Below are 14674 nucleotides of genomic sequence, written 5' to 3'. Positions count from 1 at the left end.
CTGGTACATAGCGGGGTGCCTGCAATTCATGCGAGAGACAGAAGAGCTCTTGCCTCTTGCTTACCCTCTATAGCTGGTTACTAACCTTTGCCAGATAGTATGCCTACTTGGTAATGTTGTGGGTAATACGTTCTTTATTCTCAAGGTCGAGATAGGAGTCTTCCCATGCTTGAGGTAACCGGTGCAGAAATCGCGCTTCTCTTGCTGTATCTCGCTCTGCTGGTGCTCTTTTTCGTAGTGCTGCTGGGCTTTCACAAGAAAAATAAGACCGAGATCCGGGTGATTCGTAAGCGCCTGGGGCTGGGCGAGAATACTGCGGGCAAGCTGGATAAGGGAGCGTAAACCATGACTGTACTTGCTACTAATCCGCTGGTTCCTACTGCCGGTGAGGCTATTTTTTCTGTGATTGGCTTGGTCTATCTGGTGCTGATGCTGGTTTTCCTGGTCTTTCTGGTCAATGTGCTACTGACCTGGCACCGCAAAAACAAGCTACGCATCATCGAGCTGGAGTTCGAAGAACGCGCCATCGACAAGCGCAAGGCTGCCCGCCGTATAGCAGAATCAGAGGCTTAGCTTACGACACTAGCCCCAGGCCAAACAGGAGGAGGCCCCGCCCCACCTTCCGCGAAGAAGGTGGGGCGGGGCGTCCTACTCGTAGTGGTACCTTACCGCAGCAATACGCACAGAGTTGCCCACGATTTTGTAAACCAGTCGGTGTTCTTCAGTAATTCTGCGTGACCAGTAGCCGGAGAGGTTGTTGCGCAGGGCCTCAGGCTTGCCAATACCTTCGTTACCGTTGCGTTGGATATCTTTGAGTAGGGTATTGATTCTTTTGAGAACCTTGCGATCTTGCCTTTGCCACCACAGGTAATCTTCCCAGGCCTGACTGCTCCAGATAAGTTCCACGTCGCTGCCTAATCTGCGAGAAGTGCCTGGCTGGATCCCCCGCCTGCTTCAAGTTCATCAATTGAATCTAACAGCCGACGGGCATTGGCAGGTGAACGTAAGAGGTGAGCGGTTTCTTTGAGCGATTCGTATTCGGCAAGTGAAAGAATGACGGCAGGTTCGCGCCCTGCCCTGGTGATGACGACTTCTTCAAGGTCTTCTACTGCGATATCGAGTACCTGGGCGTAGTTGGCGCGCGATTCTGTGTAGGTCATAGTTTTCATCAAAACCTCCTGTACAGAAAACTGTACTCGCAGCAGGAGATGGGTGCAAGACGCTACATGCTATTTATAGTTGCGCCCCCAAAAAACCTTTACCTAACAGATGTAAAAATAAAATTATCTGGACCTAAATTTTTGAACTATCTAGGCATTAATTATGATGGAGGTAACTGTTGCCTGAATATGCCCTAGTAGGCACGCTACCTTAGAGGATGCAACTATGATCGCTACTCTTTTCGACCGTAACTTCACTCAGAACGAGCTGAGCAAATTTTCTCGTGTCTGGTCTGAAAAACTAAGGGAGGTTGAAGAATCTGGCGGCGGTGCAACTGAGAGACAGTACACCCAGCAGTTTTGGATTGGTCTACTCAAGTGCTTTGGTATATCTGATGAACGTACTCTTTTGTTCGAGCGTGAGGCTAAGCGTGCATCGACTCAGAACCGTGGATGGATCGATGTTTTCTGGCCGGGCATGTTCTTGGTGGAGCAGAAATCGGTCAATAAGCCCTTAGAGGCTGCTGCGCTTCAGGCTGATGATTATCTGAGTGGTGGGTCAATTTCTGACCATGAGTGGCCGCAGTATGTGATTTCCTGCAATTTCAAGAGCTTTGTGCTCACCAATTCTAAGACGAATGAGACCTGGTCTTTTACTCTGAATGAGCTGCCAGAGTACGTAGATCAGCTGAAATTTATCGCTGGCCAGGAAGCTATCGATAAACGCGAAGAGGAAGAAGCTACTATTCAGGCTTCTAAGATTATGGCGCGTCTGTACCAGTCTTTGGTCGGTGAGGACGCGGACGCTCCAGTGGGGAAGGACGCCCCCGAGAGCGCTGGCCAGGAAGACCCAGCTGTAGAACGGGCATCGATTTTTCTAACACGTGTTTTGTTCTTACTGTTCGGTGATGATGCAGGTCTTTGGGAGAACGACCTTTTCTACCGCTTTATTGAAGAACGGACACAGCCGGATGGATCTGATTTGGGGGTACAGATTGCAGGTCTATTTGATTATCTGAATACGCCTGAGCAACAACGAGCACGGGTGCAGAAGAATGTTCCTGATCTGGTGCAGAGGTTCCCCTACGTAAATGGTGGGCTCTTCGCTGAGCGTACCCCTGTGGAGTATTTCAACGCTGAAATGCGGGCTGCTTTGCTTGATGCTTGTCGTTTCCGGTGGACTCGTATCTCGACGGCGATTTTTGGGTCTATGTTCCAGCTGGTGAAGTCACGGGAGGCCCGCCGTGCTGCTGGTGAACATTACACCGCTGAAATAGATATTCTGAAGACTATTGGTCCTCTCTTCCTGGATGAGCTGAGGGCTGAAGCTGATCGTTTGATTGCTTCGAAGTCGACTAGTCGAGCATCCTTTGCTCGTTTCTTGGATTCTTTGACCGAGATGCGTTTTGTTGACCCGGCGTGTGGTTCGGGGAATTTCTTGCAGGTTGCTTATGCCAAACTGCGTGAGATTGAGACTGATGTTTTAGCTGAGATGAACCACCGTGAGGGCGGGGAGACCCAGCTACTGGGTACTTTGGGTACGCGGTTATCGATTGAACAGTTCCATGGGTTTGAGATTAATTGGTGGCCCTCGCGCATTGCTGAGGTAGCTATGTTTTTGACGGAGTTCCAAGCTGACCAGTACTTGGCTTCGAAGGTCGGTGATGCTCCGGTCCGTCTCCCAATTGCTACTACCGCTCAGATTGTTCATGCGGACGCACTCGCCCTAGACTGGCGGGCAGAGGTTCCGGAAACTCGGGGTAAGACCTTTATTTTCGGGAACCCGCCATTTATTGGTCAGTGGACCAAGACTAAGGATCAGACCGAGATGATGAAGCGGGTCTGGGGTAAAGACTACGATGGTTACCTGGATTTTGTGACGGCTTGGTTCAAGAAGTCCTCAGATTTCTTTACGGGCGCTGATGTGCCATCATCCTCCGAGAGAGAGAGAGAGAGAGAGAGAGAGAGAGAGAGACGGGGAATTTGCCTTCGTTTCAACCAATTCTATTTCTCAGGGGCAGGCCGTGCCTGCGCTTTTCGGCCCGCTCTTTCGAGGCGGCTGGCGTATCAAGTTTGCCTACCGCACCTTTCCATGGAACTCCGAAGCACCAGGTAAGGCCGCTGTGCACTGTGTAATTACGGGCTATATCAGAGACGAGAGCACTCGCCAGCGACTTTTTGACTATGACTGGAATACCAAGGAGACTCAGGAACTCAAGGTGAAGACCTGTGTCAATGCCTATCTGCTGGATGCCCCGAACGTGCTGGTCACTAAACGATCGAAGCCTTTGAGTCCTGAACTTCCGCCTGCTCGATTTGGGTCTAAGCCAGTTGACGGCGGCAATCTCATTATTGAAGTTGATGAGTATGAACGAGTATCTTCTGACCCAGTTGCAGCGAAGTATTTGCGTCCCTTCCGCATGGGGCGGGAGCTTGTAAGAGGTCTCGACCGTTGGTGCCTATGGTTAGAAGACTTAGATCCTGTCGATGTGGAAAAGAGTTCTGAGCTAAAGAATAGGCTTCAGGCAGTTCGGGAAATGCGAATTGCAAGTAGCAAGAGAGCTACTCAAGAACTTGCTGTAACTCCTCATCTATTTGCTGAGAACCATCAGCCTCACGAAGATTATGTGGGTATTCCACGCGTAGTTTCTAGTGGCCGTAAATACTATACTGTAGCTTATCTAAAAGCTGATGTGATTGCCGGCGATAAAGTATACACAGCTATTGATCCAGACGGTTTTCTGTTCGCTGTCATAAGTTCTTCAATGTTTATTACCTGGCAGAAAGCTGTTGGCGGGCGCCTGAAAAGCGATTTAAGTTTCTCAAATACGATTGTTTGGAATAATTTTCCCCTACCTGCAGTAAATCCTAAATTGCGTGAACAAATTATTGAAGCAGGCAGGGGCGTCCAAGTAGCTCGTGAAGCAATCTCTAATCGAGCTACCGGGACAAAATCGTTGGCAGATATATATAACCCCCTAGCGATGGATAGGGGTCTCTTATCTGCCCACAAGAAGTTAGACCGTCTGGTTTGGAGGGCATTTGGGCTATCCAATAGCTTTGTGACTGACAGAGAACTGCTTGTGATTCTATTTAAAAAATATTCAATCCTTGAAGGAGAATAAAATGAAAAACCCTTTTCAGTATGCAGCTGATTCTGCTACAGTCGCTTCCTATACACTTACTGATTTATTCGAAATTAATGATGAGCGGAGAGACGCTCTAAAAAGGGATCGACAAAAACGAGGGCGGCCGGATTCTCGTCAAATTTCTCTTTATAAATCAATTATCACCTCATCTATTGCGGCTTTAGAAGAATTTATTGAAAGTTTTATATTGGTGGGATTCCTTGAAGTGAGTAGATTGGAGGATGAGTCGTTTAGATCTAGTGAAAATCTAAAAAATTTTTTGTCCCGTAAAATTAGTAGAGAAATGCAGAACCCTACACCATCAAGAATTTCGAGTATGAGTCAGCAGTATTTAGGTTATAAAATCACTGATGACTGGAAGGCAAATCTTTATTCTTCCCAAATTCGTTATAAGGTCGTGGAGAGAAAGAAAGGTAGGAATAAGGTAGAGCTGTCGAGTCAAAGCTACACTAATGTAAGCCTGTCTGGTTCGCAGGTAGTATCGGTTCTGGATAAGTTCTGCAAGGTGAGGAATTCATTTGCACATCAAGACTCATCTGTGAATGTGTTCTCGTCTAAAGAAATACAAAAATTTGAAAATATTATCCATACCAGGGAAATTTCTGATGAGCAGAAAAATATGTTGGAGGTTATTTCTTGTTCGTCTGCGTTTTTCCTTAAGGAAAAGATCGAGCCAGGAGAAGACCCTCTGTTGAGCTGGACAGTGCATGAGCGTCACTGTATAAACTCTTTATATCTTTTCTTAAATTTGGTAACATCGTCAATAGATGGTGTTATGAATTACTTATCCGAAGAATATGGTGTGGAGTATGACCCTGTTGTATTTGAGATTGAAAAGGGTAGATGGGCAAAACATTTGGAAAAAAATGAAGTCTTTAGAAGTGAAAATATTTCTTTGAAGCTGGTTGATTATACTCCTAAGTCTCGCATTCGAGGTAATGATTAGTAATTATATCCACAATGTATAAAAATTTTTGATTCGAAATTTTTGGTTTTAGGCGTTAAATAGATTCTTATCTTTGCTGTACTGTTTATTTTAATAAGAGTGTATTGATTTTTCTGTTTTGAGATAATTTTCTCAGTTGTGGTTAGAAAAAGTAAAACCCCCATACTTTGACACAAATCCTCGATTTTTAGCTGAGTTTTATGACGAAGCATGGGGGTAATGGATTTATTAGAAGTAGTAGGGGTAGTTCTCCCAGTTGGGGTCGCGCTTCTCTAGGAAGGCGTCGCGGCCCTCGACGGCCTCGTCGGTCATGTAGGCCATGCGGGTGGCCTCGCCGGCAAAGACCTGCTGGCCGACCATGCCGTCGTCCGGAAGGTTGAAAGCGAACTTGAGCATACGAATCGCCTGCGGGGACTGGCGGGCAATGTGGGCCGCGTACTCCAGGCCCTTGGTTTCCAGCTCAGCGTGGGGGACTACGTCATTCACTGCGCCCATTTCGTACATGCGCTGAGCGTCGTACTCTTTGGCCAGGAAGAAAATTTCGCGGGCAAACTTCTGACCTACCTGGCGGGCCAGCAGGGCAGAGCCGTAGCCTGCGTCAAAGGACCCAACGGTCGCGTCGGTCTGCTTGAACTTGCCGTATTCTTCTGAGGCGATGGTCAGGTCCGCGACCACATGCAGGGAGTGGCCACCGCCTGCTGCCCAGCCGGAGACTAGGGCGATAACTACCTTGGGCATGGTGCGAATCAGGCGCTGTACTTCTAGAATGTGCAGGCGGCCAGCACGGGCTGGGTCAATTGAGTCGCGGGTCTCGCCCTCTGCGTAGCGGTAGCCGTCGCGGCCGCGGATGCGCTGGTCCCCGCCGGAGCAGAAGGCCCAGCCGCCGTCCTTGGCTGAGGGGCCGTTGCCGGTCAGCAGTACGGTACCCACGTTGGAGGTCATGCGGGCGTGGTCCAGCACCCGGTAGAGCTCATCGACGGTGTGCGGACGGAAGGCGTTGCGTACCTCGGGCCGGTCGAAGGCGATACGGACGGTCGGTAGGTCGCGCAGGATCTCACCGGCCTCGTTGCGTTCTACCTGGCGGTGGTAGGTGATGTCGGTGAGGTTTTCAAAGCCTTCGACTAGGCGCCACTGGTGGGGGTCAAAAATGTCAGAGACTTTGGCAGGAAGTTGGTTAGTCATAGCCACCAGTCTACCTAGGGCACAGCCGTGGCAGGTTGCTTTCTCTAGAGAAAAGACGCGGACGCCGCACCCCGCCTTCCTGCCTGAGGGGCAGGGGAGCGGGGTGCGGCGTCCTGATGAGAAGAAGCCGTTAGTGGGAGAGTTCCACGGCGCGGTCGAACTCTTCGTTAATTTCGATTGCTTCGAGAGAATCAGCCTTGTAGGTTGCGATTGATACCAGGTAGGCAACGAGTAGGTTGATGAGGAAGCCGGGCACAATCTCGTACATGTAGCCAGAGAGGACCTCGTTGTAGCCCCAGACGAAGATGGTGATGGTTCCTGCGATCATACCTGCTACGGCGCCGGTTGCGGTGAGCTTGCGCCAGTAGAGGGAGAGAATCACGATGGGGCCGAAGGTTGCGCCGAAACCAGCCCAGGCGAAGGAGACGAGGGAAAGCACTGAGGAATCACGGTCCCAGGCCAGTAGACCTGCAATGACAGAGATAACCAGTACGCCTGCGCGGCCTAGCCAGAGGCCCTTGGTATCTGAGAGTTCTTTGCCGCCGCTGGTGAGCTTGTAGAGGTCTTCAGCTAGAGCGGAGGAGCAGACAATGAGCTGAGAGGAGAGGGTAGACATAATAGCTGCAAGCACAGCTGCGAGCACGAACCCTGCCAGCAGGGGGTGAAGCAGAATCTGGGAGAGATCCAGGAATACAGATTCGGCGTTGGTGGCGTCGGTTAGGCTAGCTTCGGGGTGGCGGGCAAAGTAGGCGATACCGATAAGGCCAGCGCTCATGGCACCAACGAGGGTGGCGATCATCCAGGTGATGCCGATGCGGCGGCCGGCGGTGGCGTCCTGAGCGGAACGTAGGCCCATGAAGCGCACGATGATGTGGGGCTGACCGAAGTAGCCTAGGCCCCAGGCTGCGGAGGAGAGGATGCCTAGCACGGTGGTGCCTGCAAAGAGGGAGAGGGCGGTGGGGTTGACTGATTCGATGGTGGTTTCAAGTCCGGTGAAGCCGCCTACATAGACGAGGGCCATGACGGGTAGCACGATGAGGGCGGTGAGCATGAGCAGGCCCTGTACGACATCGGTGTAGGTAGCGCCGAGGAAGCCGCTGAAGAGGGTGTAGCCTACGGTGATGCCAGCAACGAGCAGCATGCCGGTGTGGTAGTTGCCACCGAAGGATGATTGGAAGAAGACGCCACCGGCGACCATGCCGGAGGAGACGTAGAAGGTGAAGAAAATGAGAATGACGAGGGCCGCGAAGATGCGGATGATGCCGCGGGGGTCACGCAGGCGGTTGTGGAAGAAGGAGGGAACGGTTACGGAGTTGCGGGAGACCTCAGTGTAGGCGCGGAGGCGGGGTGCTACGAATTTCCAGTTGAGCCAGGCGCCGATGGTGAGGCCGATAGCAATCCAGGATTCGGCGAGGCCGGTGACGTAGAGGGCCCCGGGTAGGCCCATGAGGAGCCAGCCGGACATGTCGGAGGCACCTGCTGATAGGGCTGCTGCGGTGGGGGAGAGGGAACGCCCTCCGAGCACATAGTCGTCAAGGTTCTTGTTTTTGGTTTTGGCCCAGAGGCCGATGGCGACCATGGCGGCGAAGTAGATGGCTAGGGCCACCAGTTGGTAGGTGGTGTTACTCATGATTTCCTCTTGGAATGGTGGGTGATGATGTGTGGTTTGTCTAAAAGTATCTTGATGTAGGTTACTCGAGATATTTATGGGTGTGCATCTTGCGGCTCTTGGAGGGGCACAATCCAGGGGGCCTGGCGGATGTTTTCTGGGGTGAAGACGGTGAGCATTTCGGCGGCAGTTTCGGGCAGGCGGGGGCTGTTGCCGCCTGTCTGCGTTCCGGTGAGTGGTGGTAGGGGGATGGAGGCTGCAATCATGCGCATCATTTGCTGACTGCTCACCCCGGCGGCGGTGAGCTCGGCTAGGGTGACGGCCCCATCCCGCTTGGCTAACCGTTTGCCTTCGGTGTTGAGGGCTAGCGGTACGTGGGCGTAGGTGGGTACTTGTAATCCTAGTAGCTGGGCTAGGTAGGCTTGGCGGGGTGCGGAGGGCAGCAGATCATCGCCGCGTACTATTTCGGTGACTCCCTGGTAGTTATCATCAACTACGCAGGCGAGGTTGTAGGCGTAGACCCCATCGGCTCGTACGAGTACGAAGTCGTCTACTGCATCGGTGTAGGGCCCGGCAAAGCGGTCGGTGACCGTCCATTCTTTTACCTGGGCTTTGAGGCGTAAGGACGCCGGCCGCACCTGTCTGCGCTCGGTGCGTTCTGCCTCGGTAAGGTTGCGGCAGGTGCCGGGGTAGGCGCCGGGGGCACCGTGCGGGGCGGTGGAGGCCTCCTGGATTTCTTTGCGGGTGCAGTAGCATTCGTAGACTAGCCCTGCTTGGCGGAGGTGGGCGAGGGCGTCCGCGTAGGCGCTGAGGCGGGTGGATTGGTAGAGTACCGGCCCGTCCCAGTCGATGCCTAGGGCGGTAAGGTCAGCTAGTTGGCGTTCTGCTGCCCCTTTTTTGACTCGGTCTAGATCTTCTACCCGCATCACGAAGCGGCCTCCTGCTGAGCGGGCCATCATCCAGGCTAGTAGGGCGGTGCGTAGGTTGCCTAGGTGTAGGTCCCCTGAGGGGGAGGGGGCGTAGCGGCCGCAGGGTGTGGGGCTGGCAGGGGTAGAGGTCATTTCACCAGTCTAGTGCCCGTGCTGCGGGGGTGGGGTTAGGTTGATATTGTGGGTGGCATGGCTTTGTGAAGGTGCATATTTTTATCACATAGGGTTGTTCTGACTAGCTGTAATGTTTGCAAAAAGGGTAATGTGGTGAGAAATAACTGTCTAGCTACTCGTAAACCCGGTGGGCAGTGTGTATTTCAAGTAATTTAGAGGGTATGGCTAGAACTCTTGAAATTGCCGATGGTATCTATCAGATCTCAACGGATAACTACCGTCTTAACTCCGGCCTGATTGTGGGTGCCGAGAAGGCTATGGTCATTGATACCGGTGCTGGGCCGCGTCAGGGAGCTGAGGTTCTTCGAGCGGTACGCCGGGTCACTGACCTTCCTTTGGTGGCGGTTAATACCCACGCGCACTTTGATCGCTTCATGGGTAATGCCGTCTTTGCAGCTGATGGGGTCACTGATATTTGGGCTCATCCACGGACGGCTCGTGCTATTGAAAGTTATGGGGACCGCCAGCGTCTTTATGTTGAGGTGTTAGAACCTGAGATGGCGCACCAGCAGGGCCCTAATACTGAGCTTGTGGTGCCGACCCGTCTTTTACCGGGTGATGGTACCCGCCCGGCTTTTACCCGTGTAGAGCTAGGGCAGCGTGCTGTGACGCTCATGTACCTGGGGTTGGCGCATACTGATGGCGATGTGCTGGTGGGCGTTGATGACGTGCTCTTTACCGGTGATACTGTGGAGCAGGGCTCAGACCCTGCCTTTGATGATTCTTACCCTGAACTGTGGGTGAGCACTTTGCGCACCTTGGCGGGGCTTGACCGTTACCGTATTTTTGTGCCCGGTCATGGGGCTGCGGTTGAGAGTTCCTTCATTGAGCGTATGGCTGAGACTATGGAAGAGGCTGTGCAGAAAATTGCTGATTCTGCTGTGAAGAAGGTTAAGGGGGCTACTACTGCCTCCATGTATCAGCTTCCCTATTCGGGTGGCTCTACTCGCCTGCTGCTAGATCGTCTGCTCACGCTTGAAGCTCGTGAGGCTGAGGGGCAGGGGCTTTCTACTGTCATTTTTGATGGTGATTCCCCGTCTGGTTTGACTGGCCCTATTACCTTGGGCCGGGGGTAAGTTTTTACTGGTTAGGCCCGCAGCGTATGTGGGTGCTGAGCCCGAAGTTGCCTAGCGTTTAGCTGGGCAACTTTGTGTTTAAAGGCTTTTTCTTAGTAGGCCCAGACTTTTCGGTAGGCGCTGCGTTGCTTGTTCTGAGGGCGTAGGAGGGCGACCTGGGTGCTGGTGGTGAGGGCTGCTACTGCTGCGATGAAGCAGATTGCAGCCATAAAGGCTGAACCTGGGATTGGGTTGGTGTAGGTCACCCAGTAGAGGGCTAGGGCGCAGAAGCCTGAGAAGAAACCTGAGATGGACAACAAGGGCACCAGAATAAGACCTGTCCGTTGGGTGTTGCTCATATCCAGTTCTTCTGAGCGCATGAAACGCAAAATGACGAGGCCTAGCACGCCCCAGAGGCCGGTGATGAGAATTGCGGTGACCACATCGGCTGGGCGGTGCCAGCCGTTGATGACGGTGGAATAACCGGCGGCTACCGTAAAGACCATGCTGATGAGAGCTACGGTGGGGCGGAAGCGTTTGGGTGAGGCTATGAAGAGGGCTAGGCCTGCTGCTGCGGCGAAGGTGGTGTGGCCTGAGGGGGCTGAGTTGCCCAGTGCCTCTTGGATACCCAGGTTGGGTTTGACGATGATGTAGTTTTTGAGCAGCTGAGTGGTTACATTAGCGCCGACTGCGATGGCTAGGCCAACGAGGGCTGGCACAAAGCGGTGCTTCCAGACCAGCACGAAAAGGATGCCGATAGCTGCGGTGATACCGGCTGCGGTGGGGATGGAGTCGAGCAGGGTTGAGGTCTGCTCAGTGTAGGTCATGAATCGGTAGGAGAATTCTTGGAAGGAAATCTCGTCGAGTTCCTGGCCTGTGGGTGTGGTCAGAAAGAAAACGAAGGAAGCTAATAGAAAGCAGAAGAGGGTGCCAGCTGCGAAGAAGTGCTGGATTAGGGTCCACAGTGAGGGGCGGGTCTGCCGGATGTGGGAGGGGGTGAGCATGTGTAGGCGGCCTGAGGGGGAGTCCTCACCTGAGTGCGCTGCCTGAGTGTACGGTGTAAGCCCGTAGCCTCGCTGGGCTGGGCTAGGGCGAGCTGGTGCGCCGTTGGTGCCGAAGGCCCGTTGAGTCGGCAGGAGCCGGGTGGGGCCAGTAACAAAGGCTCCTGACCCTGTTGAAGAGGGGCGGTTGGTGGGGAGTAGCTCTGTGGCATCGTCGCCGGGGTAAGCCGGTAAGGGGATTGTGCGGTCGTCATAGGCCTGGGGCGATAGCACCTTTGTGGCGTCGTCAGCTGTGCTAGAAACAGCGTTAGAATTACGCTTCTCAAAACTCACAGTTATCCCAAAGACCTTTCTACTGCCTGTAGATACATCACCGAGTCTACCCACCTGTGGCTGTTACTTCAGCCTCAGAGTGTGCGCAAAACTTTTTAGTCCAGGCCCTTTTAGAGGCTAACAGACTCAGCTCGTACTGCTATTGTGGCAAACTCACATGGGACTTTCCTGAGAGAACCCCTAATGTTGCGCGAATGCCTGTCAGGAATCGTGCAGAAGTGGGGGAGGGGTCTAGATTAGAAGATATGACAGCTCGTACCTTATCTCCCGGTTTTTCTCTGCCCCCGTTAGAGAGTGTTTTGGCTGGCGCCTGTGTGGTGGCTCTTCCTATGCGGGTGAGGTTTCGTGGGGTGACGCTGCGGGAAACTGCTCTGATTCAGGGCCCGGCAGGCTGGGGGGAGTTCGCCCCTTTTACTGAGTATGAGCCGGGGGAGGCCTCAGCCTGGTTAGCTTGCGCTCTTGAGGCGGCATGGTTGCCTTACCCGCGGCCGCTCCGTGCGCGGATTCCGCTTAATGCTACGGTCCCGGCGGTGGTTGCTGATGAGGTGGAGGCTGTGCTGGCCCGTTATGAGGGGCAGATAGGCGAGGTCAAGATTAAGGTGGCTGAGGCCGGGCTGCCGTTTGAGGAATCTTTGGCTCAAGACCTGGCCCGGGTGGCGGCTGTGCGTGCTCTTTGCCCTGGGGCCGGTGTGAAGGTGGATGCTAATGGTGGGTGGCAGGAAGACCAGGCTGTGCGTGCCTTGAGTGAGCTCGCTGACTATGACCTGCTCTACGCTGAGCAGCCTGTGCCGGGTGTTGAGGGTTTGGCTCGGGTGCGTGATCGGTTACGTGAGCATGGTAATCCTCTCCTTATTGCTGCTGATGAGGCTGTGCGTAAGGCTGATGACCCCTTGCGGGTGGCTCGCTTGGGGGCTGCTGATTTGCTGATTATTAAGGCTGCCCCTCTGGGTGGGGTGCGGCGGGCGCTGAGGGTGGTGGAGCAGGCTGGTTTGCCTGCGGTTGTTTCATCTGCTTTAGAGAGTTCGGTGGGTATTCGTACGGGGGCGGCTTTGGCTGCGGCTTTGCCTGAGCTGCCTTATGGGTGTGGTTTGGGTACGGTGTCCTTGATGGGTCAGGACGTCACCAGCGCCTCTCTTGTGGCCCGGGACGGTTACCTGCCTCTGCGGGATATTACCCCTGAGGCTTCTTTGTTAGAGCAGGTGGTGGCTAGCCCTGAGCGAACTGCCTGGTGGCACCGCCGTATTGAGGCCTGCTACCGCCTCTTAGAGCAAGAGATAGAGGGAAGTGACAGTTAGAGAGGTAGGGTCCCTTAGCCAATGTGAGGGGTGGGGAGCCCGTAAACTGGTGAGGTGACTGATGCACCTTCCACTTCTTTTGTGACCGCTATTTCTGTGCTTGATACCCTGGTGCGGGCTGGTATGCGGCATGTTCTTATTGCTCCTGGCTCCCGTTCAGCGCCCCTGGCTTATGCCCTTGCGGCTTTAGACCAGGCCGGGGTTCTTGAAGCCCATGTGCGTATTGATGAACGTAGCGCTGCCTTCACTGCCCTAGGAATAGCTAAGGCCAGTGGCCAGCCAGTCGGTCTTGTCACCACCAGCGGCACGGCTGTGGGGGAGTGCCTGCCTGCTCTCATGGAGGCCTACCATGCGGGGGTTCCCTTGGCCTTGCTCTCAGCTGATCGGCCTGCCCGGCTCCAGGGTACCGGCGCTAACCAGACCACTGATCAGCAGACTATCGCACCTGCTCACACGCGGGCGTCCTGCACTCTTGAGAATTATTCGGCTGATCCGGCTGACCCTCAAAGTGCCCAGCTCAATGCGGTGCTGGCTGCTCTGACGGGGCACTCGGCAGAGAACTGGGGGGTGCGGTCAGCTACCCCTATGGGCCCTGCCCAGATTAATCTGGCCTTTGATACCCCGCTAACCCCCAGCCCTCTAGATCAGCAGATTCTAGAGCGCTGGGCACGGTCATTGGCCGAGAACCCGCCAGCACCGGCTACTGCCTTGCCCCCAGCTGATCCCACCGCAGCTAGCTGGCTAGAGACCCCTCCCGCTAGTAGGGATACTAGGCGGACGGGCCGATCTGCTACCGCCTGTCGCACCGTGGTTGTGGCCGGTGACGGGGCCGGGCCTATCGCCCAGGCTTTTGCCCAAGAGCAGGGCCTACCCCTGCTAGCTGAACCCTCCTCTAATGCCCGTTTCTCGCCCCTGGCAGTTCCCGCCTACCGGCAGGTACTTGCTGGTCCTTTAGGCAAACAGATTGAGCGGGTCGCTATTTTCGGCCACCCCACCCTTTCCCGGCCGGTTGCCACCTTGCTAGCTAACCCCGCCGTAGAGCGTGCCCTCTACCTACCAGCCCCTGCCCCCTGGTATGAGCCTGGGGCCCTGGATATCCCCCGCATAGAATCCCTCACCGCCCTGGCAGACTTTGCCGGTACTGGCCAAGGAGCTAAAACCGAGGGCGGAGAAGACTGGGCTTTGAGCTGGTGCGAAACCGGGCAGGAACTTGCCCACCAGCTAGCCCAGGTGGTGAGTGACTATCGTGCGGGTGTCTCTACTGCCGCTGACCGGCTCGGGGCTGAATCTGCTGACCGCACCGCAGGCTACGCCCTTGCCGATACCACCTGGCGTACCTGCCTAGAGGATGACGCGGTGCTGGTTCTTGGTTCCTCTAACCTGATCCGCGACCTGGACCTCATTGCCCCACCCCTAGCTGCCTCACCCCTGGTCTTTGCCAACCGTGGCCTAGCCGGTATCGACGGCACTATAGCCACCGCATCCGGTATCTCCCTAGCCCTTAACCGCCCAGTACGCCTCCTGATGGGCGATCTGACCTTCTTGCACGATAGCGGTTCTCTCAATATCGGCCCAACCGAACGTAAACCCGACCTTGAAGTGCTGGTCTACGATGACCGTGGCGGCGGTATCTTCTCCACCCTTGAACACGGTCAGCTAGCCCAGCAGCAGAAGTTTGCTCCCGCTATCCGCCGCTTCTTCACCACCCCTCACACAGCCCAGCTTGAAGAGCTGGCAGCAGCCTGGGGCGAGAACGGTATTAAGGTAAAAGTTATCCGCCCCTAGGCTCTTTGCGCCAGGGCTGGCAGATAAGAGCTAGGGGCGGATAGCTAAGAAAAGTT

General features: G+C 54.5%; 13 protein-coding genes and 1 pseudogene. 8 read left to right on the top strand and 6 right to left on the bottom strand.

Annotated features, from left to right (window positions below; all coding sequences use genetic code 11):
- The first annotated feature begins 165 nt into the window (after positions 1-165).
- Positions 166-342, top strand: coding sequence for a hypothetical protein (locus ACEE09_RS00875; protein WP_449081206.1), 177 nt, complete (start codon positions 166-168; stop codon positions 340-342).
- Positions 343-345: 3 nt separating this feature from the next.
- Complete coding sequence (locus ACEE09_RS00870) at positions 346-573, top strand: hypothetical protein (protein WP_449081204.1); 228 nt, start codon at positions 346-348, stop codon at positions 571-573.
- 75 nt (positions 574-648) lie between these two features.
- On the opposite strand, the gene ACEE09_RS00865 is transcribed toward ACEE09_RS00870, so the two are convergent.
- Positions 649-906, bottom strand: coding sequence for a Txe/YoeB family addiction module toxin (locus tag ACEE09_RS00865; RefSeq protein ID WP_185174195.1), 258 nt, complete (start codon positions 904-906; stop codon positions 649-651).
- A gap of 8 nt (positions 907-914) precedes the next feature.
- A complete protein-coding gene (locus tag ACEE09_RS00860; RefSeq protein WP_449081202.1) occupies positions 915-1160 on the bottom strand; it encodes a type II toxin-antitoxin system Phd/YefM family antitoxin in 246 nt (81 codons plus the stop codon).
- 226 nt (positions 1161-1386) lie between these two features.
- Here ACEE09_RS00860 and ACEE09_RS00855 point away from each other — a divergent pair.
- The 3 genes and pseudogenes from ACEE09_RS00855 to ACEE09_RS00845 form a co-directional block, all read left to right on the top strand.
- Positions 1387-3018: pseudogene (locus ACEE09_RS00855) on the top strand (DNA methyltransferase); the annotation flags it as partial.
- 64 nt (positions 3019-3082) lie between these two features.
- Positions 3083-4285, top strand: coding sequence for a type IIL restriction-modification enzyme MmeI (locus tag ACEE09_RS00850; protein WP_449081200.1), 1203 nt, complete (start codon positions 3083-3085; stop codon positions 4283-4285).
- A gap of 1 nt (position 4286) precedes the next feature.
- Positions 4287-5255, top strand: a complete 969-nt coding sequence (locus ACEE09_RS00845; protein WP_449081198.1) for a HEPN domain-containing protein — start codon at positions 4287-4289, stop codon at positions 5253-5255.
- 228 nt (positions 5256-5483) lie between these two features.
- Here ACEE09_RS00845 and ACEE09_RS00840 read toward each other — a convergent pair whose 3' ends face one another.
- The 3 genes from ACEE09_RS00840 to gluQRS all read right to left on the bottom strand — a co-directional run bounded on the left by ACEE09_RS00840 (position 5484) and on the right by gluQRS (position 9107).
- Positions 5484-6437: a 1,4-dihydroxy-2-naphthoyl-CoA synthase gene (locus tag ACEE09_RS00840; RefSeq protein ID WP_449081196.1), complete on the bottom strand. Its 954-nt coding sequence runs from the start codon at positions 6435-6437 to the stop codon at positions 5484-5486.
- A 130-nt stretch (positions 6438-6567) separates the two neighbouring features.
- Positions 6568-8067 carry a sodium/proline symporter PutP gene (gene putP, locus ACEE09_RS00835; RefSeq protein WP_449081195.1) on the bottom strand — a complete coding sequence of 500 codons (1500 nt, stop codon included), beginning with the start codon at positions 8065-8067 and terminating at the stop codon, positions 6568-6570.
- Between the two features lie 74 nt (positions 8068-8141).
- Complete coding sequence (gene gluQRS, locus ACEE09_RS00830) at positions 8142-9107, bottom strand: tRNA glutamyl-Q(34) synthetase GluQRS (protein ID WP_449081193.1); 966 nt, start codon at positions 9105-9107, stop codon at positions 8142-8144.
- A gap of 203 nt (positions 9108-9310) precedes the next feature.
- Here gluQRS and ACEE09_RS00825 point away from each other — a divergent pair, with 203 nt between their 5' ends.
- Positions 9311-10225, top strand: a complete 915-nt coding sequence (locus tag ACEE09_RS00825; RefSeq protein ID WP_449081191.1) for an MBL fold metallo-hydrolase — start codon at positions 9311-9313, stop codon at positions 10223-10225.
- A gap of 92 nt (positions 10226-10317) precedes the next feature.
- Here the strand turns inward: ACEE09_RS00825 and ACEE09_RS00820 are convergent, their stop codons facing one another.
- Complete coding sequence (locus ACEE09_RS00820) at positions 10318-11538, bottom strand: phosphatase PAP2 family protein (protein WP_449081189.1); 1221 nt, start codon at positions 11536-11538, stop codon at positions 10318-10320.
- Between the two features lie 245 nt (positions 11539-11783).
- Between ACEE09_RS00820 and ACEE09_RS00815 the strand changes: the two genes are divergently transcribed.
- Both ACEE09_RS00815 and menD read left to right on the top strand, forming a co-directional pair.
- Entirely contained in the window at positions 11784-12833 is a 1050-nt protein-coding gene (locus tag ACEE09_RS00815) for an o-succinylbenzoate synthase (protein WP_449081187.1), read from the top strand.
- 54 nt (positions 12834-12887) lie between these two features.
- Positions 12888-14618 carry a 2-succinyl-5-enolpyruvyl-6-hydroxy-3-cyclohexene-1-carboxylic-acid synthase gene (menD, locus tag ACEE09_RS00810; protein WP_449081186.1) on the top strand — a complete coding sequence of 577 codons (1731 nt, stop codon included), beginning with the start codon at positions 12888-12890 and terminating at the stop codon, positions 14616-14618.
- Positions 14619-14674 lie beyond the last annotated feature (56 nt).

Source organism: Rothia sp. 88186D007BW, from assembly GCF_053544215.1.
Note: the sequence above shows the minus strand (reverse complement) of the source record. Positions and strands in the feature narration are given on the sequence as shown.